Annotated in this window: 22 protein-coding genes; 3 read left to right on the plus strand and 19 right to left on the minus strand. The window is 66.7% G+C overall.

The window, feature by feature from the left end; genetic code table 11:
* Positions 1 to 224, plus strand: a 224-nt coding sequence (locus tag ACJH7A_RS28435) for a hypothetical protein (protein ID WP_406803168.1), incomplete at its 5' end; no start/stop codon positions are given.
* A gap of 111 nt (positions 225 to 335) precedes the next feature.
* Here the strand turns inward: ACJH7A_RS28435 and murA are convergent.
* Positions 336 to 1,589: a UDP-N-acetylglucosamine 1-carboxyvinyltransferase gene (murA, locus tag ACJH7A_RS28440; protein ID WP_060998843.1), complete on the minus strand. Its 1,254-nt coding sequence runs from the start codon at positions 1,587 to 1,589 to the stop codon at positions 336 to 338.
* Positions 1,590 to 1,661: 72 nt separating this feature from the next.
* On the opposite strand from murA, the gene ACJH7A_RS28445 reads away from it, so the two are divergent.
* Positions 1,662 to 2,261 carry a cob(I)yrinic acid a,c-diamide adenosyltransferase gene (locus ACJH7A_RS28445; RefSeq protein ID WP_212812494.1) on the plus strand — a complete coding sequence of 200 codons (600 nt, stop codon included), beginning with the start codon at positions 1,662 to 1,664 and terminating at the stop codon, positions 2,259 to 2,261.
* 6 nt (positions 2,262 to 2,267) lie between these two features.
* Here the strand turns inward: ACJH7A_RS28445 and ACJH7A_RS28450 are convergent, their stop codons facing one another.
* From ACJH7A_RS28450 to fadD1, 18 genes are all read right to left on the minus strand, one after another.
* Complete coding sequence (locus ACJH7A_RS28450; RefSeq protein ID WP_212812495.1) at positions 2,268 to 2,714, minus strand: DUF2550 domain-containing protein; 447 nt, start codon at positions 2,712 to 2,714, stop codon at positions 2,268 to 2,270.
* Between the two features lie 7 nt (positions 2,715 to 2,721).
* Positions 2,722 to 3,087 carry a F0F1 ATP synthase subunit epsilon gene (locus ACJH7A_RS28455; protein WP_020104136.1) on the minus strand — a complete coding sequence of 122 codons (366 nt, stop codon included), beginning with the start codon at positions 3,085 to 3,087 and terminating at the stop codon, positions 2,722 to 2,724.
* Positions 3,088 to 3,123: 36 nt separating this feature from the next.
* Positions 3,124 to 4,554 (minus strand): F0F1 ATP synthase subunit beta, encoded by a 1,431-nt coding sequence (gene atpD, locus ACJH7A_RS28460; RefSeq protein ID WP_029105840.1) that lies wholly within the window; start codon positions 4,552 to 4,554, stop codon positions 3,124 to 3,126.
* A 24-nt stretch (positions 4,555 to 4,578) separates the two neighbouring features.
* The gene (locus ACJH7A_RS28465) at positions 4,579 to 5,499 is read right to left on the minus strand and encodes a F0F1 ATP synthase subunit gamma (RefSeq protein ID WP_212812496.1); all 921 of its coding nucleotides are present in this window, start codon (positions 5,497 to 5,499) and stop codon (positions 4,579 to 4,581) included.
* Positions 5,500 to 5,506: 7 nt separating this feature from the next.
* A complete protein-coding gene (atpA, locus tag ACJH7A_RS28470) occupies positions 5,507 to 7,156 on the minus strand; it encodes a F0F1 ATP synthase subunit alpha (RefSeq protein WP_212812497.1) in 1,650 nt (549 codons plus the stop codon).
* 35 nt (positions 7,157 to 7,191) lie between these two features.
* On the minus strand, positions 7,192 to 8,532 hold the full coding sequence (locus ACJH7A_RS28475) for a F0F1 ATP synthase subunit B/delta (RefSeq protein WP_212812498.1): 1,341 nt from the start codon (positions 8,530 to 8,532) through the stop codon (positions 7,192 to 7,194).
* Positions 8,533 to 9,057: a F0F1 ATP synthase subunit B gene (locus ACJH7A_RS28480; protein ID WP_212812499.1), complete on the minus strand. Its 525-nt coding sequence runs from the start codon at positions 9,055 to 9,057 to the stop codon at positions 8,533 to 8,535. It lies immediately after the preceding gene.
* Between the two features lie 9 nt (positions 9,058 to 9,066).
* A complete protein-coding gene (locus ACJH7A_RS28485; RefSeq protein WP_020104130.1) occupies positions 9,067 to 9,330 on the minus strand; it encodes a F0F1 ATP synthase subunit C in 264 nt (87 codons plus the stop codon).
* Positions 9,331 to 9,406: 76 nt separating this feature from the next.
* Positions 9,407 to 10,159, minus strand: coding sequence for a F0F1 ATP synthase subunit A (atpB, locus tag ACJH7A_RS28490; RefSeq protein ID WP_174814043.1), 753 nt, complete (start codon positions 10,157 to 10,159; stop codon positions 9,407 to 9,409).
* Between the two features lie 8 nt (positions 10,160 to 10,167).
* Positions 10,168 to 10,641: a hypothetical protein gene (locus ACJH7A_RS28495; RefSeq protein WP_029105839.1), complete on the minus strand. Its 474-nt coding sequence runs from the start codon at positions 10,639 to 10,641 to the stop codon at positions 10,168 to 10,170.
* A gap of 259 nt (positions 10,642 to 10,900) precedes the next feature.
* A complete protein-coding gene (locus ACJH7A_RS28500; protein WP_043397025.1) occupies positions 10,901 to 12,097 on the minus strand; it encodes a glycosyltransferase family 4 protein in 1,197 nt (398 codons plus the stop codon).
* Complete coding sequence (locus tag ACJH7A_RS28505; protein WP_406803170.1) at positions 12,094 to 12,753, minus strand: L-threonylcarbamoyladenylate synthase; 660 nt, start codon at positions 12,751 to 12,753, stop codon at positions 12,094 to 12,096. Before ACJH7A_RS28505 ends, ACJH7A_RS28500 begins: the two co-directional genes overlap by 4 nt.
* 45 nt (positions 12,754 to 12,798) lie before the next feature.
* The gene (gene prmC / locus ACJH7A_RS28510) at positions 12,799 to 13,632 is read right to left on the minus strand and encodes a peptide chain release factor N(5)-glutamine methyltransferase (RefSeq protein ID WP_406776220.1); all 834 of its coding nucleotides are present in this window, start codon (positions 13,630 to 13,632) and stop codon (positions 12,799 to 12,801) included.
* On the minus strand, positions 13,625 to 14,707 hold the full coding sequence (prfA, locus tag ACJH7A_RS28515) for a peptide chain release factor 1 (RefSeq protein ID WP_346416889.1): 1,083 nt from the start codon (positions 14,705 to 14,707) through the stop codon (positions 13,625 to 13,627). Before prfA ends, prmC begins: the two co-directional genes overlap by 8 nt.
* Before the next feature lie 99 nt (positions 14,708 to 14,806).
* Positions 14,807 to 15,043: a 50S ribosomal protein L31 gene (gene rpmE / locus ACJH7A_RS28520; protein WP_212812502.1), complete on the minus strand. Its 237-nt coding sequence runs from the start codon at positions 15,041 to 15,043 to the stop codon at positions 14,807 to 14,809.
* Positions 15,044 to 15,171: 128 nt separating this feature from the next.
* Positions 15,172 to 16,449 (minus strand): RNA polymerase sigma factor, encoded by a 1,278-nt coding sequence (locus ACJH7A_RS28525; protein ID WP_406803174.1) that lies wholly within the window; start codon positions 16,447 to 16,449, stop codon positions 15,172 to 15,174.
* On the minus strand, positions 16,362 to 16,709 hold the full coding sequence (locus ACJH7A_RS28530; protein WP_406803171.1) for a YciI family protein: 348 nt from the start codon (positions 16,707 to 16,709) through the stop codon (positions 16,362 to 16,364). The genes ACJH7A_RS28525 and ACJH7A_RS28530 overlap by 88 nt, the downstream gene beginning before the upstream one ends.
* A 77-nt stretch (positions 16,710 to 16,786) precedes the next feature.
* Positions 16,787 to 18,349, minus strand: a complete 1,563-nt coding sequence (gene fadD1 / locus ACJH7A_RS28535; protein ID WP_406803172.1) for a fatty-acid--CoA ligase FadD1 — start codon at positions 18,347 to 18,349, stop codon at positions 16,787 to 16,789.
* Between the two features lie 147 nt (positions 18,350 to 18,496).
* On the opposite strand from fadD1, the gene ACJH7A_RS28540 reads away from it, so the two are divergent.
* Positions 18,497 to 19,096, plus strand: a complete 600-nt coding sequence (locus ACJH7A_RS28540; protein WP_212812505.1) for a TetR/AcrR family transcriptional regulator — start codon at positions 18,497 to 18,499, stop codon at positions 19,094 to 19,096.
* Positions 19,097 to 19,342: the final 246 nt, after the last annotated feature.

Here is a 19,342-nt window from a genome sequence, read left to right on the forward strand (position 1 = left end):
ACAAAAGACACCAAAAACTGGCATCAAAAAAACAACCACACCCCACAAACGGGAAAACACGAGGTGCAGTCAAAAAACAACAAACAAAAACCACCAAACACACTATTGAGTTCTCAAACAACACGCCTTTTTCGGGCAACCCCACCAACCTACTATCTCTTGGTCGGGCTGTCAAGCTCTTGCTCTGGGCTTTTTCGGCCCCGCTCGTTCTTGACGTTGAATAGATTAGCGGGCCGATCTTGATTTTACAAAACGCCTGCATATGGCCGGTTTTTGGGCGAAAACGCGTCGCACAGGGGTCCGTCGGAACCGTCAGCGCGACACGCCAATCCCCGTCAACTGACCCGTTCGACCTCCGCGCCCAGACTCACGAGGTTCTCCACGAACAACGGGTACCCGCGATCGATGTGGAAAACGTCGTGAACCTCGGTGTCGCCATCGGCGACCAATCCCGCCAACACCAAGCCGGCGCCGGCGCGAATATCCGATGCCCACACCGGGGCACTCGACAACTGCGGAATTCCGCGGACCACCGCGTGATGTCCGTCGGTCCGGGCGTCGGCGCCCAGGCGGATCATCTCCTCGACGAAGCGGAACCGTGCTTCGAACACGTTCTCGGTGATCATCGAGGTGCCCTCGGCGATGCATGCCAGGCCGATGGCCATCGGTTGCAGGTCGGTCGGGAATCCCGGATACGGCAGCGTCGCGACGTTGACGGCCTTCGGCCGTTCGTACTGCACGACGCGGAAACCGTTGTCGTGCTGGGTGACGGTCGCGCCGGCATCGTGAAGTTTGTGCAGCACCAGCTGCAGGTGTTGCGGGTCCACCCCGGTGACGGCGACATCACCGCGCGTCATCGCCGCGGCAATTCCCCAGGTCGCGGCCACAATCCGGTCACCGATCACCCGGTGCTCGGTCGGATGCAGCTTGTCCACGCCGGTGATGGTCAGCGTCGAGGTCCCGCCCCCACTGACCTTGGCACCCATCTGGTTCAACATGTCGCAGATATCGACGATGTCCGGTTCCCGCGCGGCGTTGTGGATGACCGTCACACCCTCGGCGAGCACGGCCGCCATCAGGATGTTCTCGGTCGCACCCACCGACGGGAACTCGAGCTGGATCTCCGCACCACGCAGGTGGTCCGCCTCGGCGACCACGCAGCCGTGCTCGATGTTGCATCGCGCGCCGAGCTGCCGCAGACCGGATTGGTGCATGTCCAGGGGCCGCGAACCGATCGCGTCACCGCCGGGCAGCGCGACCTTCGCCTTCTTGCAGCGCCCCACCAATGGGCCGAGCACACACACCGAGGCGCGGAACTGCCGGACCGCGGCGAAGTCCGCGTCGTACTTCGGCTCGTCGGGCGACGTGATTCGGGCAACATCGCCTTCGAGCTCGACGGTCGCCCCGAGACCGCGGAGCACCTCCGCCATCAATGGCACATCCAGGATGTCCGGACAGTTGGTGATCGTGGTCGTGCCCTCGGCCAACAACGCCGCGGCCATCAGCTTGAGCACGCTGTTCTTCGCGCCCCCCACGGCAACTTCGCCGGACAACCGGCTACCCCCGGTCACCACGAAACGCTCGCTCACGCGGCTAAGTGTAAACAGCGGCGAGGGCCGGTGTCAGACAACGAACAGGTCACCGCGGGTACGGTTTCACCCATGGCCGTGCACCTGACCCGCATCTATACCCGGACCGGTGACGATGGGTCGACCGGGCTCAGCGATTTCAGCCGGGTGTCGAAGAACGACGCGCGCCTGGCCGCCTACGCGGACTGTGACGAAGCCAACGCCGCGATCGGCGTCGCGGTCGCCGCGGGCGCCCCGGACGAACGAATCCGCTTGGTACTCCTGCAGATTCAGAACGATCTGTTCGACGCCGGAGCAGATCTGTCGACCCCGGTGGTCGAGAATCCCGAATACCCGCCGCTGCGGATCACCCAGCCGTACATCGACCGGCTGGAAGGCTGGTGTGACGAATTCAACGAGCCGCTGTCGAAGCTCACGTCGTTCATCCTGCCCGGTGGCACTCCCCTGTCGGCATACCTGCACGTGGCCCGAACCGTGGTCCGGCGCGCGGAGCGGGCGGCCTGGCAGGCGATCGCGGAACACGGCGATTCGGTCAGCGTCCTGCCGGCGAAATATCTGAATCGGCTGTCGGACCTGCTGTTCATCCTGTCGCGGGTCGCGAACCCGGATGGCGATGTGCTGTGGCAGCCCGGCGGTGGGACGCCGCAATCCGACAACACCGGAACTCAATAGGGGAATTCAGACCGCGCGGCGGCGGGACCGCGGCGACGGCCGGGCCTCCAGCCACGACGTGAAAGCCGTCAAAGCCCCACGGTCCAAAGCGATTTCGTAACCGTTGCGCCGTTCGGGACTGTTGTCGCGCAGCTCGAGAATGACCGTTTCGATGGTCATGATGTCGAATTCGTCGCCCCGTGGGGCGCGGCGCCCAACAACTTCCAGGCCACGACGGGACAGCGTCCGGTCGGGCCACCAGCGCAGGCTCGACAAACGATAAAAGCCGGCCTCACCACCGCGGTAGCGCATGACTCCATGCCGCCACCCGTGGCCGCCGGCAGCTGGGTAGTCGCGCAGGATGGCGGCAGTACCGCCAACCTGACGCAACTTCCACAGCCGATAACTCAGTGCGGCAACGGCCAGCACCAACACGCCGACGAGCGCGACCATCATCAACATGGACGCGCTCATCGGAGTATCAGTCGAGCTGGCCTACGGCGCGCAGACGCGCCCGGCCCCACGCAGCGGTCGCCTCGTCGTCGGATGCGGCATCGGCCTTGGCCGCATGCGCATCGATCTCCGACTCCAGCGCCGCATCTTCAACCAGAATCCGCACGGTGTCCTCGGTTACCGAGAGGAACCCACCCGACACGGCGATCCGCAGATCATCCTCGCCCTCACGCTCGACCCGGACCATCGCGTCCTCGACCAGCTGGCCGACCAACGGGATGTGCCGGGGCAGGATGCCGATCTCGCCGGCGGTGGTGCGAGTGAAGACGAATGTGGCCTTGCCTGTCCACAGCGCGCGCTCGACGGCGACGATCTCGACGTCCATTTCGGCCATGTCACACCACCTTTCGTGCTCGAGTAGCTACAGCGATCACAGCTTGGCGCCGAGGCTTTCGGCCTTCTTCGCCAGGTCGTCGAGACCACCGATGAGGAAGAACGCCTGCTCCGGCAGGTGGTCGAAGTCGCCCTTGGCGAGACGGTCGAACGCCTCGATGGTCTCCTTCAGCGGCACCGTCGAACCCGGCTGGCCGGTGAACTGCTCGGCGGCCATCATGTTCTGGCTCAGGAAGCGCTCGATCTTACGGGCGCGGTACACCAGCACCTTGTCCTCTTCCGACAGTTCGTCGATACCGAGGATGGCGATGATGTCCTGAAGGTCCTTGTAACGCTGCAGGATTCGGATGACTTCCTGAGCGACCCGGTAGTGCTCGTCGCCGACGATGCTGGGGTGCAGGATCGTCGAGGACGACGCCAGCGGGTCCACGGCCGGGAAGATGCCCTTGGAGAACACCGCACGAGAAAGCTCGGTGGTGGCATCCAGGTGGGCGAACGTGGTGGCCGGGGCCGGGTCGGTGTAGTCGTCGGCGGGCACGTACACGGCCTGCATCGAGGTGATCGAACGACCACGGGTCGAGGTGATGCGCTCCTGGAGCTCACCCATCTCGTCGGCCAGCGTCGGCTGGTAACCCACGGCCGAAGGCATACGACCCAGCAGGGTCGAGACCTCGGAACCGGCCTGGGTGAACCGGAAGATGTTGTCGATGAAGAGCAGCACGTCCTGGTTCTGCTCGTCGCGGAAGTACTCGGCCATGGTCAGTGCCGACAGGGCGACGCGCATACGGGTGCCTGGCGGCTCGTCCATCTGGCCGAACACCAGCGCGGTGTCCTTGAGCACGTTGGCGTCCGCGAGCTCGACCCACAGGTCGTTGCCCTCACGGGTGCGCTCGCCGACACCGGCGAACACCGAGGTACCACCGAAGTTGCGGGCAATACGGTTGATCATCTCCTGGATCAGAACCGTCTTACCGACACCGGCACCACCGAACAGGGCGATCTTGCCACCGCGCACATACGGGGTCAGCAGGTCGACGACCTTCAGACCGGTCTCCAGCATCTCGGTGCGGGGCTCCAGGTCGGCGAAGGCCGGCGGCTTGCGGTGGATGGACCAGTGCTCGAACTCCTTGCCGTAACCCGGCTCGTCGAGGCAGTCACCCAGGGCGTTGAACACGTGGCCCTTGACGCCGTCGCCGACGGGCACCGAAATGGAGGCGCCGGTGTCGCGGACGTCGGTGCCACGCACCAGGCCGTCGGTCGGCTGCATCGAGATGCAGCGCACCAGGTTGTCACCGAGGTGCTGGGCAACCTCGAGGGTCAGGGTCTTGGCCAGCGCACCGAAGGTGATGTCGGCGTGCAGAGCGTTGAACAGCTCGGGCACAGAGCCACGCGGGAATTCGATGTCCACCACCGGGCCGGTGATGCGAACCACGCGACCAGTGGTCTTGGTCTCTACGGCAGAAGTCATATCTCTCTTCGCTTCCTACGGGGCCTATTTCGCGTCGGCCAGCGCGTTGGCGCCACCGACGATTTCGCTGATTTCCTGGGTGATCTGGGCCTGGCGCTCGCGGTTCGCGGCGAGGGTCAGGGCCTTGATCAGGTCGTCGGCGTTGTCCGTTGCCGACTTCATGGCGCGTCGACGCGAAGCCGACTCCGAGGCCGCGGCCTCAAGCAGTGCCGCGTAGACACGGGTCGCGATGTAGCGCGGGAGCAACGCGTCGAACAGCACGTCCGCACTCGGCTCGAACGAGTACAGGGTGTGGACCTCGGTCGGCTCCCCCGTGTACTCGACGGCCAGCGGTGCGATCCGCACGGCCTCGGCGGTCTGCGACAGCATCGACTTGAACTCGGTCGACACGATGTGCAGTTCGTCGACGCCCAAGACGCCGTCGGCACCCGGTTCGTCACCCTCATCGTCCGCACCCGACATGAACGCCGTCACCAGGGTGTCGGCGATCTCCTTGGCATTGGCGTACTCCGGACGCTCCGAGAAGCCGGTCCACGACTCGGCGACGGCGCGCTGACGGAAGCTGTAGTACCCCAAGGCCTTTCGGCCGACGACGTACAGCACCGGTTCCTTGCCCTCGTTGCGCAGCAACGTGAACAGTTCCTCGGCCCGACGCAGCACGTTGGCGTTGTAACCGCCGCACAGGCCGCGGTCGGACGACACCACCAGGACGCCGGCACGGCGCGGGTTCTCCCGCTCCACGAGCAGCGGGTGGTCCAGCGCGCTGGCCCCCGCAAGCTCGGTGAGCATGTTGGTGATCTCGGTGGCGTAGGGCCGGGCTGCATCAACCCGGGCCTGCGCCTTGGCGATCCGCGACGTGGCGATCAGCTCCTGCGCCTTCGTGATCTTCTTGATCGACGAGGCGGATTTGATACGTCCGCGTAGCTCGCGCAGTGTGGCTGCCATTGGTTACCTAGGCCTTCTTCGGTGCCGGCTTGTTGACCTTGACCGACTCCTGGCCGAGCTCAGCAGGATCCAGGGCCTCGGCCTCGGCTTCCTTGACAACGACCGAGCTGCCGTCGGAGGCGGCGAAGCCCTTCTTGAACTCGTTGATGACCGAGACCAGCTTCTCCTCGTTCTCCTCGGAGAGCTTCTTGGTCTCCTTGATCCCGGTGAGGATGTCGGCGTGGCTGGCCTTCACGTGCTCCAGCAGTTCGGACGAGAAGCGCGAAACGTCTTCGGCCGGAACCGAATCCAGGTGGCCCTGGGTACCGAGGAAGATCTCGATAACCTGGTCTTCGACGGCCAGCGGGCTGTACTGCGGCTGCTTCAGCAGCTCGACCAGGCGCACACCGCGGTCCAGCTGAGCCTTCGAAGCGGCGTCCAGGTCCGAGGCGAAGGCCGCGAAGGCCTCCAGCTCGCGGTACTGCGACAGGTCCAGACGCAGCGAACCCGCAACTTCCTTCATCGCCTTGATCTGGGCGGCACCACCGACGCGGGACACCGACACACCCACGTTCACGGCCGGGCGGACACCCTGGTTGAACAGGTCGGACTCCAGGAAGCACTGACCGTCGGTGATCGAGATGACGTTGGTCGGGATGAACGCCGAGATGTCGTTGGCCTTGGTCTCGATGACCGGCAGACCCGTCATCGAACCGCCACCGAGCTCGTCGGACAGCTTCGCGCAACGCTCCAGCAGACGCGAGTGCAGGTAGAAGACGTCACCCGGGAACGCCTCGCGGCCCGGCGGGCGACGCAGCAGCAGCGAGATGGCGCGGTAGGCGTCGGCCTGCTTGGACAGGTCGTCGAACACGATCAGGACGTGCTTGCCGTTGTACATCCAGTGCTGACCGATCGCCGAGCCGGTGTACGGGGCCAGCCACTTGAAGCCGGCGGGGTCGGAGGCGGGAGCCGCGACGATGGTCGTGTACTCCATGGCGCCACCCTCTTCCAGCGCGCGCTTCACGCTGGCGATGGTGGTGCCCTTCTGGCCGATCGCGACGTAGACGCAGCGCACCTGCTGCTTCGGGTCGCCGGTCTCCCAGGCCTCGCGCTGGTTCAGGATGGTGTCGACGCAGACGGCGGTCTTGCCGGTCTTGCGGTCACCGATGATCAGCTGACGCTGGCCGCGGCCGATCGGGGTCATGGCGTCGATGGCCTTGATACCGGTCTGCAGCGGCTCGCTGACGCTCTGGCGCTGAACGACGGTCGGGGCCTGCAGCTCGAGGGCACGACGGGTCTCGGCCTTGATCTCGCCCTGGCCGTCGATCGGCTCACCCAGCGGGTTGATGACGCGGCCGAGGAACTCGTCGCCGACCGGCACCGAGAGCACCTCGCCGGTGCGCTTGACCTGCTGGCCCTCTTCGATCTTCTCGAACTCACCCAAGATGACCGCACCGACGCTGTGCTCGTCGAGGTTCAGGGCCACGCCCAGAACACCGCCGGGGAACTCGAGGAGCTCCTGGGTCATGACCGAGGGCAGACCCTCGACGTGTGCGATGCCGTCACCGGCGTCGACGACAGTGCCGATCTCTTCACGATCGGTCGAGGCCGAGAACGTCGTTACGTAGTTCTCGATGGCACCTTCGATATCAGCAGCCGAGATTGTCAACTCTGCCATGGTTTTTGGTCTTCCTAGTCTTGGGTGTTTCGGAGTTAGTCGGGCAGCCGGTTGGAGGCGGCGGCCAGTCGTGACGAGATGGAGCCGTCGATCACCTCGTCGCCGACGGTGATGGTCAGACCACCGAGGAGGCTCGGGTCGACATGCAGCTGGACGGACACCGGGTGACCGTAGATGCGGGTCAGGACCGACGTCAGTCGGGTGCGCTGGGCATCCGACAGGGCCGCGGCCGCTTCGACGTGGGCAACCACCTCGCCGCGGCGGGCGACTGCCAGCTCGGCCAGATCAAGGACGGCCTGGTCAGCACGCTCACCGCGCAGCAGGCTCACGGTCTGCGTCAGCAGCGCCTTGACGGTGCTGTTGACCGAGCCGTTGGCACCGGTGAGGACCTTGTCCAGCAAGGCAACTCGGCCGTCGACCGGGGTGCCGTAGTCACCGAGCAGCGTCGAGAGGCGCGGCTGCGCGTCCAGCACACGGCTGAACCGGAACAGCTGATCCTCGACCTCGGCGACGTCACCGCTGACCTCGGCCCGCTTGATCAGTGCCAGGCGAGCGACGTGCTCGACGGCGTCGACCAGGTCGGACTGCTCCGACCACCGCGAAGACACCGCGGAACGCAGCAGCTCCAGTGCGTTGGCGCCGATCTTGCCGGACAGCACCGCGTCCAGCAGAGCGACCTTGGGGGCCGGGTTGTCGGCGGGCTCGGCCAGGTGCCGGCCGAGGTTGACCTCGGTCAGCAGCAGGCGGGCGACGGCGGCCAGATCATCGGCGAGCGCGGTCAGCGCGGCCGCATCCAGGCCGTTGGCGGTCGCGTCGAACTTCTCGACCAGCGCGGTCAGTGATTCCCGGCTCGCGGCCCGCAGCTTCACCTCGGCGTGGGTACCGACCTCGGCCGAGGACGGGGCCATCTGCTCGAGATCGTCGAGGAAGCGGTCGACGGTGCCGGCCTGCGCGCCGGGCTCGGCGACGTAGCGCCGCACCAGCTCGTCGGCCTTGGCGACGGATTCCGCGCCCAGCTCCTGACGGAGCTCGCGGATGACGCCCTGGCGCATCAGCTCGACGTGCTGGCCGCCCTGTGCCTTGATCCGCTCGGCGTCGATGGCGGCCTGCTCGGTGAGCTGCTCCACGATGCGCTGCGAATCGTGCCGGGCCTCGTCGGTCACCTTGGCCGACTCGGCCTTCGCGTCGGCAAGAGCCTTGGCGTGCATCTTGTCGGCGTCGGCGAGTTTCTGTGCGGCTTCGGCACTTTCGGCCAGCGCGACGCGAACGGCCTCCTGCTGCTTGGCCATCATGCCCTTCACCGGAGGTACCACGTACTTCCAGATGATGGCCACGATGACGGCAAAGCCGATCAGCTGCCCGATGAAGATTTCCATCTACTGGCTCCCGCCTGATTTCACGTCAGCCGCCAACTCGACGCCGAGAATGCGGCTCGCCAGCGTCTGGGACAGGTTGTCGACCGACGACTGCAGTTCGGTCTGTGTGGACTGCCGCTGTGCGGACAGTGCCTGGTCGGCACCCTTGAGGGTTTCGGCCACCTCACCACTCGCCGCTGCACGCGCCTGGTCGACGACCTTGCGGCCCTCGTTGCGGGCCTCGTCACGGATGGCCGAAGCCTCCGTGCGAGCGCTCGCCATCGCCGCGTTGTAGTCCGCCTCTGCGGCGGCCACCTGCTCAGCCGACTTCCGGTTGTCAGCAGCGGTCTTGGCCAGCATTTCCTCGCGTTCGACCAAGACCTTGCTGATCGGTGGCACAACCCACTTGCCGATCACGCCGAGCACGATCAGGAAGATGATCAGCACGACGAAGAAGGTCGCGTTGGGGATCAGGAAGTTCTGACCCCCGCCGCCTTCCGCTGCTGCCTGGCCCGAGGCCAGGATGGTTGCGCTCAATTCACCCATGTCGACGGATTACGACAGGCCCGGGGTGGCGAACACGAAGAGCGCCATGAAGGCCAGGTTGATGAAGTACGCGGCTTCCACCAGACCGACGGTGATGAAGAACGGGGTGAACAGGCGGCCCTGGGCCTCCGGCTGACGGGCGATGCCCGAGATCAGCGCGTTACCGGCGATACCGTCACCGATACCGGCACCGATGGCGCCACCGGCCATGATCAAGCCACCGCCGATGAGGGCGCCCTGGATGATAGTGGCGTTCGTTGCTGCGTCGGCCATTCTCTTTTTCCTCCTTGGTAACTGGTAGCTGCGCTACCAGGGTCTTATTTGTGGTTCCTACAGGTCTTGCGGGTACTCAGTGGTGCTCGTCGAGTTCCATCGACTGGCTGAAGTACAGGATCGTCAGCAGCGCGAAGATGAACGCCTGGATGAGGCCGACGAACAGGTCGAAGGTCTTCCAGATGGCGTTCGGCGCCCACTGCACGTACCACGGGAACATCGCGATCAGCGCGACCAGGATGCCGCCGGCGAACATGTTGCCGAAGAGTCGGAGCGACAGCGAGACCGGCTTGGCGATCTCCTCGACGATGTTGATCGGCGCCAGGACCGCGACGTGGCCCTTCAGCAGCTTCTTGAAGTGGCCGAAGACGCCCCGGCGCCAGATGCCCGCAGCGTGGTAGCAGAGGAACACGAACAGCGCGAGCGCCAACACGTAGTTGATGTCCGAGGCCGGCGGGGCCAGCAGTTCCTTCGCGCCACCGTCTTCCCCACCGAACTGCACCGGCAGGACCGACAGCCAGTTGGAGATCAGGATGAAGGTGAAGATCGTGACGGCCAGCGGGAGCACGAACGGCGCGATCTTCATGCCGATCGCGGTCTCGATCTGCTGGCGCATCTGGATGGTGATGGCCTCGAAGAACAGCTGTACACCGCCCGGCACACCGGTGGAGGTCACCTTGGCCTTCACGAAGAACGCCAACGCGATGACGATGACCGCGGCCACGCTGGTGGCGATGATCGTGTCGACGTTGAAGGTGTAGCCCCACAGCTCGTGCTGCTCGTGGTGGCCGACCTCGATGGCGGCCTCGGCGGTGAATTGTTGAATCACTTGGGTCGTCAGTCCTTTGCTTCTGATCCGTCGTGTGCTTCTGGTTGGTCGCCGCCGCCACCGTTACGTTGGCCGGCGCGGACCTTCTTCATCACCGGCAATGCGGTGCTCATGACAAGAATCGCCTGGAACAAAGCCACCCCGAACAGCACGCCGATACCGGTTGGCTTGAAGAACCACGTGATCAGCAGGGCGATCACCGAGATGGCGACCAACCGCATGGCGGAGTTGGCGGCCATCTGCATCTTCAGGGGGTGGTCCTTGGCGGTGACCTTGGCAACCGCGCGACGGACCATCATGGCGTTGGCCAGACCGAGCGCCATCCCCAGACCGAAGAAGGCGCCGAACTTCAGATTGCCGCTCACTGCGTAGCCGCCACCGAGTGCGATGGCTGTCACGAGGAGCGAGATAGCAAACAAGCGCACGGGCTGAAAAGCCACTGCCGGCAACACCAAAGGCGCGTCCTGCGCTGGTGTCGTCATGGTGTTCACCTCAATCCCGCGGTCACGAGTGCCGTCCCCATATACCTGGCAATCCTGTGTGCGTGCCCACAGAGCGTATCGAAGGTCACATCGAGCGCGTCGGGCACACTGGAATCACCCAAGGGGAAGCTCCCTTTGTCGGTCGTCATTCGGCGCCGATCGGCTTGTGTGAACCGATGGGCCGGGCCGGCAACCCGCGAGGTTTTTCGGGTTCTGCCAGAACCGTACCACATGGTGAGCACCCGAAAACGGGCACCTACTACTTTTTGTCGTACTCGCCTTCTGGCAGGTCATCGCGCCGCCGCAGGAGCGGAATCAGGGTGAAGATGGCGGCCAGCAGGATGGCCCCGAGCATCACCGCACCGGTGTACCGGGGGTCGAAGAAAATGGTGCTGGCCGCCCCCAGCGCCACGATGCCCACCCATAGGTAGATCAACAGCACGACGCGTCGGTGCGAGTGACCGATCTGCAGCAGCCGGTGGTGCAGATGCATCTTGTCGGGACTGAACGGGCTGAGTCCGGCACGGGTGCGGCGCACGATGGCCAGCAGCATGTCGAGGGCCGGTACGAACATCACCGCAACGACCAACAGGAATGGCGACAGCAAAGCAAAAACGTCGCGCGCGCCGTAGGCGTTCTGCGAGATCGGGCCCGCCGCCGTGGTCGACGCCGCCGCCAGCATCAGGCCGATGAGCATGGACCCGGAGTCGCCCATGAAGATGCGGGCCGGGTGGAAGTTGTGCGGCAGGAAGCCCAGGCACGCGCCGGCGAGCACCACGGAGATGACGGCGGGCGGGTAGAACAGCACGTCACCGCCGTGGTCGCGCAGCAGCCCGACCGAGAAGATGCAGATGGCCGAAGCGGTGATGAGTCCCAGCCCGGCGGCCAGACCGTCGAGGCCGTCGACGAAGTTCATCGCGTTGACGATCGACACCGTCAGCGCCAGGGTCAGCAGGATCGACGACGCCTGGTCCAGCACGATGGTGCCGACGCCGCCGATCGGGATGTACAGCACACTCCACGCGACGCCCATGGTGACCAGGACGCTGGCCGCGGTGATCTGGCCGGCGAACTTCGTCAGGGCGTCCAGGCCCCAGCGATCGTCGATCAGGCCGATCAGCATGATCAGGCCGCCCGCCACCACCACCGCGGGCATACCGGACGAATAGACGAAACCTCGGGTCAGTGCGGGCAATTGGGACGCCAGCAGGACGGCGGCCGCCACCCCGATGTACATGGCCAGCCCGCCCATCCGCGGGACCGGCTGGACGTGGACGTCGCGTTCACGCGGGTAGGCCACGGCGCCGAACCGGAACGCCAGCGCCCGCACCCAGCCCGTGGCGAAGTAGGTGATGATCGCCGCGGTCAGACCGACCAGAACGAGCTCCCGGAGGGGAACCCCGGTGCCCCGGTCGATCTGCGCGAGCAGCCGGCCTGCGTCGGCAACTACGGTCACGACACCTCGCCGGTCAGGGACTCCGCTTCGACTCCGAGCACTTCGGCGATCTGCGCGAGCGAGATCGGGCCCTCCCGCAGCACCCGCGGCGTCGCGCCGGTCAGGTCGACGATCGTGGACGCGGCCTGCTTGGTCGCCGGTCCCGCGTCCAGGTAGACCTCGACCTTTTCGCCCAGCTGCGCCCGCGCCTCGTCGGCGTTGACCGCGGGCGGTTGGCCCGAGATGTTGGCGCTGGACACCGCCATGGGGCCGACCTCACGCAGCAGCTCGATGGCCACCGGGTGCAAGGGCATGCGCAGCATGACGCTGCCGTTGGTGTCACCGAGGTCCCACGACAGCGACGGGGCCTGCCGCACGACCAGGCTCAACGCGCCGGGCCAGAACGCCTCGATCAGGTCCCGGGCCGCCGGGGGCACGGCGTAGACGAGCCCGTCGATGGTGCGCCAGGAACCGACGAGCACCGGGACCGGCATGTTGCGGCCCCTCCCCTTCGCAGCGAGCAGCGCCGCGACGGCCTCGCTGTTGAAGGCGTCGGCACCCAGGCCGTAGACGGTGTCGGTGGGCAACACGACCAGGCGGCCGCCCTTGAGCGCACTGATAGCCGAGGCGATCCCGGTGGCGCGCTTGGCCGCATCACCGCAGTCGAACGTCTCCATCCTTCACTCCTCACGCAAGCGTTTCGTCGGTTGCCATGACCCGTTTTACCGTCGGGTCGCGGTGACGAACCGGGGCCGCCCGGTCAGGTCGCGCCGCGCGGTGATGTCACCGAACGTACCGTCGCGGTCCAAGGCGGCCACCACCTGATCGGCTGTGGTGTCGTCGTGTTCGATGCCCAACTTGCCGCCGGGACGCAGCAACCGGGCCGCCAGCGCGATGATCGGCACGATGACGGACATGCCGTCGGGCCCGCCGAACAGGGCGCCTGCCGGGTCGTGGTCGATGACTTCGGGGTCGAGATCGGCGCCGTCCGGAATGTACGGCGGGTTGGACACCAGCAGGTCCACTGTGCCGGTCCTGTCTGACAGCAGGCTGGGAACGGTGACGTCGGCTTCCAGCACCTCGACGGCGCTGCCGGCGCAGTTGCGCCGGGCATAGGCCAACGCCTCCGGGGACTTCTCGACGGCCACGACCTGCGCTTGCGGCCAGGTGTGCGCCAGCGCCAGGGCCAGCGCTCCCGAGCCCGTGCACAGGTCCACGATCACCGGGCTCGGCGGCAACGGCTGGTTCATGGCCCACTCCAGCAGGGCCTCGGTCTCCGGCCGCGGAATGAACACCCCCGGACCGACGTGCACTTCCACCGGACCGAATGCCGCGGTTCCGATCAAGTGCTGCAAGGGAATTCGTTGTGCGCGACGCGCGATGAGGTCGCCATAGCCGGCGAAGAACGTCGGGTCCGGCTCGACGAACAGCAGCCGGGCCCGATCGACTCCGGCGATGTGCGCCGCCAGGTACTCGGCGTCGACGCGGGCGGAATCGATGCCCGCCGCAGCCAACGTCGCGGTGGCCTCGTCGAGCGCCTGCCGGATGCTATTCACCCTCGGCGAGCCGGGCCTGCTTGTCGGCGGCCGCGAGGGCGTCGAGCAGCGCGTCCATATCGCCGTCGAGTACCTGGTCGAGGTTGTGGGCCTTGAAGTTGATGCGGTGGTCGGCGATCCGGTTCTCCGGGAAGTTGTAGGTCCGGATGCGCTCGCTGCGGTCGACGGTGCGGATCTGGCTGGCGCGGTCCGCGGACGCGTCGGACGCGGCCTGCTCTTCGGCCAGCGCCTGCAGACGCGCGGCGAGCACCACCATGGCGCGGGCCTTGTTCTGCAGCTGCGAGCGTTCGTTCTGGCAGGTCACGACGATGCCGGTGGGCAGGTGCGTGATGCGCACCGCCGAGTCGGTGGTGTTGACGCCCTGACCGCCCTTGCCGGACGAACGGTAGACATCGATCCGCAGGTCCGATTCGTCGATCTGCACCTGCTCGACGTCTTCGGGCTCCGGGTAGACGAGGACGCCAGCGGCCGAGGTGTGCACGCGGCCCTGCGATTCGGTGACGGGCACGCGCTGCACGCGGTGCACACCGCCCTCGAACTTCATGCGCGACCACACGCCGTCGGCCGAATCGCCCTTGCTGGCGATCGTGATGGTGGCGTCCTTGTAGCCGCCGAGGTCCGACCAGGTCTCGTCGAGCACGGTGACGGTCCAGCCATGACGCTCGGCGTACCGGATGTACATGCGCGCGAGGTCGGCCGCGAACAGCGCCGATTCCTCGCCGCCTTCCCCGGACTTCACCTCGAGGACGACGTCGTCGGCGTCGTGCGGGTCGCGCGGGGCCAGCAGGTCGGTCAGCTTGGCGTCCAGCTCGGCGACGCGGGCCTCCAACTCGGGCACCTCCGCGGCGAACGCGGCGTCCTCGGCGGCCAGCTCGCGGGCCGCCTCGAGGTCACCCCGGGCGGCCTCGAGCTTGCGGTAGGTCACGACGATCGGCGACACCTGCGCGAACCGGCGACCGACCTTGCGGGCGGCGCCGGCGTCGGCGTGCAGGTTCGGGTCCCCCAGCTGCCGCTCGAGGTCGGCGTGCTCGGCCAGCAGTGCCTCGATGCGGGGCGCGGTATCGGTCTGTGCCACTTTCGGACTCCTGCGGTTGTTCTGGGGTGCCGGATGCTGGATACGAAAACGGCGCCCGGACCTGACGCGAATGCGACAGATCGGGCGCCGTTGACGAAGCTAGCTCTCGGACGCGGCCTTCGAGCCGGCGTTGCGCTTGCCGTACCGCTTCTCGAAGCGGGCCACGCGGCCGCCGGTGTCGAGAAGCTTCTGCTTGCCCGTGTAGAACGGGTGGCACTGCGAGCACACCTCGACCACGATGTGGCCGCTTTCCTTGGTGCTACGAGTCTGGAAGCTGTTGCCGCAACCGCAGACCACGGTGGTCTCGACGTATGCGGGGTGAATACCCGATTTCATTTCATGGTCCTCTGTGATCGATGGCGCCGGGTCGCCCGAGAATTCGGACGTGAACCGGAGCCGAGGGGGTTCGGCGGTCGATTATGCCAGGTCAGCCGCCAAGGTCCTAAACGCCTCCGGGCCGGCGACTATTCCGCGGCACCGCGCTGCCCCAGCTCGGCGAGGCGACGCTCCAGAAATCGTCGCTCCGGTTCGGTCGTCGCCAATGCCAGCGCGCGCTCGAAGGCGGTCCGTGCCTCTCCGGTGCGGCCCAAGCGACGCAGCAATTCCGCCCGGGTCGACGGCAGATAGCGATAATCGCCCAGGTCAAGGGCATCGATGAGCTCCAGCGCCCGGGCGGGATCGCCGGCCTCGGCGACGGCCACCGCACGATTGAGCGCCACCACAGGGGATCCGGTGAGCGCTTCCAGCCGCTCGTACAGGACCACGACCTCGGGCCAGTCGATCTCTTCGTCGGCCTGCAGTGAGGCGATGGCGGCCTGCAGCACGTAAGGCCCGGCGGCCAGCCGCAGGGCCAGCGCGCGGTCCAGCGCGGCCCGCCCGGCGTCGACCTTGGCCTGGTCGTACCGCGTGCGGTCCTGCTCGGCGAGCGGCACCACCCGACCGTCGACCACACGGGCCGCGCGCCGCGAATCGTGCAGCAGCATCAAGGCCAGCAACCCGTAGGCCTCGGGTTCGTCGGCCAAGAGGTCGGCGAGGAGACGGCCGAGGCGGATCGCTTCGGCGGCGAGGTCATCCCGCTCGGTGAAGCCCTGGTTGAAGATCAGGTAGATCACCGCCAGCACCGTCGTCACGCGGTCAGGTAGCAACCGGTCGGCCGGCAGGGCGAAAGGGATGTTCGTCGCCTTGATCTTGGCCTTGGCGCGGGACAGGCGACGCTTCATGGTGTCCTCGGAGACCAGAAAGGCCCGCCCGATCTCGGCAGTGGTCAGCCCGCCGAGCGCCCGCAGCGTGAGCGCCACCTGGGCGTCGCGCGCCAGGGCCGGATGGCAGCACATGAAGATCAGCTGCAGCCGGTCGTCGCCGATGGTGCTGTCATCGAGGTCGATGTCGTCCATGGTGATTGCCTGTTGATCGGCGTGGAGCAGCCGGGTTTTGGCGCGCAGCGTCTGCTCGCGGCGCAACCGGTCGATCGCCACGTTGCGGCCGGTCCGCACCAGCCAGGCCACCGGCGCATCGGGCACACCGTCCCGGGCCCACCGCTCGGCAGCGCGGACGAATGCCTCCTGCGCGGCATCCTCGGCGAGCTCGAAATCGCCGAGGATGCCGATGAGCGCGGCCAGGACCCGGCCCCACTCGCGCTGGAAGATGGCGTCGATCAGTAGCCCGTCTCCACGGGTACCTCGAAGAGCGGCCGCACCTCGACGCCGCCACCGAGCCGCACGGCCGGGATCCGCTGGGCGAATTTGATGGCCTCGTCGAGATTTTCGGCATCGATGACGAAATAGCCGGCGAACACCTCTTTGGTGTCGGCGAAGGGACCGTCGGTGATCAGGTCGGCCCGAACCGACGTCGCGGTTTCGACGGGTTGCAGGTGGCCGCCACCGACGCACTGCGGGTCCTGACGAAGCGCGGCGTACTCGGCCGACAGGGCCGCGTGCTCTTCCTCGGTGATGTCGGTGTCGTGGCTGCCCGGCTTGATGTAGATCAGCGTTGCGTATTTCATCGGTGGCTCCTTTTGGGTTGATCGTCCAACAGCAGTGAGACGAACGGGGACCCAATGCGGGGACACGATCGCCGAAATCAGTTTTCGGCGAGTGGCGCGTACTCCGTGCCGTCGCGTTTCCACAGCACCCGGCCGGCCGGATCGGTGCCCAACGCAACCAGTTCCCGCTTGAGAATCTTGTTGGTCGCGGTGCTGGGCAGGTCGTCGGCGATCCAGACGTACCGCGGCCGGGACTTCGGGGACAGGTCCGGCTGCGCGGCCAGGAATTCCGCGAACGCCTTCGGGTTGAGGGCCTGGCCGTCGCGCAGCACCATGGCGGCCATCACCTGGTCGCCGACGAACTCGTCGGGCACCGGGTAGACCGCGACGCGGCTGATCACCGGGTGCCGCAACAGGATTCGTTCGATGGGCGCCGCCGTGATGTTCTCTCCGTCCACGCGCATCCAGTCGGCGGTGCGGCCGGCGAGGTAGATCCAGCCGTCGGCGTCGCGGTAGGCCAGGTCCCCCGACCAGTACATGCCGTGCCGCAGCCGTTCGTCCGTCGCACCCTGGTCGTTGTGGTAGCCGCGGAACATGCCGCTGCCGTTCGTGTTCACCAGCTCGCCGGTGGCCGCCTCGGCATTGATCAGCGCGCCGGTCTCGTCGAAGCGGGCCACCTCGCACTCCTGGACGGTCTCCGGGTCGTAGACGGCGACGCCCGGGAAACCCTTGCCGACGCTGCCGGCCGGGGTGCCCTCGGAGCGGGTGATGATGATCGCGAGCTCGGTCGAACCGAAGCCGTCCCACACGCTGCAGCCGAAGCGGCGGCTGAACTCGTCGATGTCGCGGTCGGCGGCCTCGTTGCCGAACGCCACCCGCAGCGGGTTGTCGTGGTCGTCGGGCTGCTCGGCGGTGGCCAGGATGTAGGCCAGCGGCTTGCCGACGTAGTTCATGTAGGTCGCGCCGTAGCGGCGGATATCCGGGAGGAAACCCGACGCGGAGAACTGCGCGGGCGCCATCGCCGCGCCGGAGCCGAGTGCGACGCCCCAGCCGGCGTAGACGCCGTTGGAGTGGAACAGCGGCATCGCCAGATAACAGGTGTCCTTCTCGGTCAGCTCGTAGCGCTGCACGAGTGCCGCCGCGGAGAACAGCACGATGGAGTGCGCCACCTCGACGGCCTTGGGCTCACCGCTGGTGCCGGAGGTGAAGATCATCATGAAGGTGTCGTCGGTCCCGACTTCACGATGTGGGGTCAGGTCCTGCTGCGGCCACTCGGTCGCGGTGACGTCGACGATGGTGACGCCGGGCAGGCTGACACCGTCGAGCAGGTCGCGGTGTTGGGCGTCGACGAGGACGATCTGGCATTCGACGCGGGCGATGTCGCGGGCGAGCGCCGCACCGCGACGGGTGTTGTTGATGCCGCACAGCACGTAACCGCCCAGGGCCGCGGCAGCGAGCGCCGTGAGCATGTCCGGGGTGTTGCCCAGCAGCGTGCCCACATGCAGCGGCCGCATCGGGTCGGCCTGGCCGATCAGGGCTGCGGCCTGCGCCCGGGCTCCGGCGACGTACTCTCGCCAGGTCCAGGTCGCCTCGCCGTACTTGACGGCGACGGTGTCCTGGTCGGCGCGTTCGCGAAGCAACTGCTGAAGGGTGTCCGCCATGTGGGCTCCCGGGGCATGGGCGATCACGAGAACCACCCGAGTGAACAGATTCCTGGAAGTGTCTACCATGCTTGACGGGTAGCGCACTAGCGTCAGCGCCCTGGCAGAATCGTCGTTCGCCCGGTTGACATGTGAGGAGACATCCCGGTGGCAAGCCCAGAATCCCCGAAGAGCGTGCGTGATCGACTGATCGACGCCGCCGAAGAGTGCATGCGCGCCAAGGGAATTCGCGCCACGACGGTATCCGAGGTCGCCGAGGCCGCCGGCGTCTCCCGCGGCTGGCTGTACCGGCACTTCCCGGACAAGGTGACGCTGCTGGGCGCCGCGATCGTCCGGCTCAACAACGCCTACTGGAGCGACGCGCACGCCATGCTGGCGTCGATCGAAGGCCTGGACAACCAGATCGTCACCGGAATCCAGCACGGCCGCACCGCCTATGACGATCCCGGGGCCCTGCTGATGAAGCTGCGCGTCGAGGAGCCCGACGAGTTCGCCGCCTGCGCCGGCGCCGGCGTGCAGGGCCTGGTGCCCGACCTCGCCGATTTCTGGTCCCGCTACCTCGTCGCCGCGCGCGACAACGGCGAAATTCACCCCGATACCGACATCGACGACGCCGCCGAGTGGATCGCCCGCGTCATCCTGTCGCTGGCCACGATGCCCGGGCAGCGGCTGGACGCCAACAACGCCGACGAACTGCTCGCGCACGTGCGCCGCTACGTGATGCCGGGACTGAAGGCCCAGCCGTAAACCAGCCGGCGAACTGGTTGTCGGCGCGGACTTCGGCTTTCCCAAGCGCGAAACCAACCGGATGGCGGCTTTCGGCCAAGTTTCCCGCCACCCCGTTGGTTTCGTGTTCCACTCAAAATGTCGAAGCCCCCAAATCGGCTGATTTGGGGGCTTCGGCGCGGGCTGGGGCCTAGCCCGGATTTTGCGTGGTAATTGGTGTGGGTTCGGTGTGATGCCGAGTTGTGTTGTTGGGTAGTGGTTTTCGTG

Source organism: Mycobacterium sp. SMC-17 (genome assembly GCF_045310915.1).
Lineage (GTDB): Bacteria > Actinomycetota > Actinomycetes > Mycobacteriales > Mycobacteriaceae > Mycobacterium.

What these genes read in the sequence shown, in the direction of transcription:
- ACJH7A_RS28445 (WP_212812494.1), top strand. Translation starts at nt 1,662, where the DNA reads ATGGCCGTGCACCTGACCCGCATCTATACCCGGACCGGTGACGATGGG.
- ACJH7A_RS28450 (WP_212812495.1), bottom strand. Translation starts at nt 2,714, where the DNA reads ATGAGCGCGTCCATGTTGATGATGGTCGCGCTCGTCGGCGTGTTGGTG.
- ACJH7A_RS28455 (WP_020104136.1), bottom strand. Translation starts at nt 3,087, where the DNA reads ATGGCCGAAATGGACGTCGAGATCGTCGCCGTCGAGCGCGCGCTGTGG.
- atpD (WP_029105840.1), bottom strand. Translation starts at nt 4,554, where the DNA reads ATGACTTCTGCCGTAGAGACCAAGACCACTGGTCGCGTGGTTCGCATC.
- ACJH7A_RS28465 (WP_212812496.1), bottom strand. Translation starts at nt 5,499, where the DNA reads ATGGCAGCCACACTGCGCGAGCTACGCGGACGTATCAAATCCGCCTCG.
- atpA (WP_212812497.1), bottom strand. Translation starts at nt 7,156, where the DNA reads ATGGCAGAGTTGACAATCTCGGCTGCTGATATCGAAGGTGCCATCGAG.
- ACJH7A_RS28475 (WP_212812498.1), bottom strand. Translation starts at nt 8,532, where the DNA reads ATGGAAATCTTCATCGGGCAGCTGATCGGCTTTGCCGTCATCGTGGCC.
- ACJH7A_RS28480 (WP_212812499.1), bottom strand. Translation starts at nt 9,057, where the DNA reads ATGGGTGAATTGAGCGCAACCATCCTGGCCTCGGGCCAGGCAGCAGCG.
- ACJH7A_RS28485 (WP_020104130.1), bottom strand. Translation starts at nt 9,330, where the DNA reads ATGGCCGACGCAGCAACGAACGCCACTATCATCCAGGGCGCCCTCATC.
- ACJH7A_RS28495 (WP_029105839.1), bottom strand. Translation starts at nt 10,641, where the DNA reads ATGACGACACCAGCGCAGGACGCGCCTTTGGTGTTGCCGGCAGTGGCT.
- ACJH7A_RS28505 (WP_406803170.1), bottom strand. Translation starts at nt 12,753, where the DNA reads ATGGAGACGTTCGACTGCGGTGATGCGGCCAAGCGCGCCACCGGGATC.
- rpmE (WP_212812502.1), bottom strand. Translation starts at nt 15,043, where the DNA reads ATGAAATCGGGTATTCACCCCGCATACGTCGAGACCACCGTGGTCTGC.
- ACJH7A_RS28530 (WP_406803171.1), bottom strand. Translation starts at nt 16,709, where the DNA reads ATGAAATACGCAACGCTGATCTACATCAAGCCGGGCAGCCACGACACC.
- fadD1 (WP_406803172.1), bottom strand. Translation starts at nt 18,349, where the DNA reads ATGGCGGACACCCTTCAGCAGTTGCTTCGCGAACGCGCCGACCAGGAC.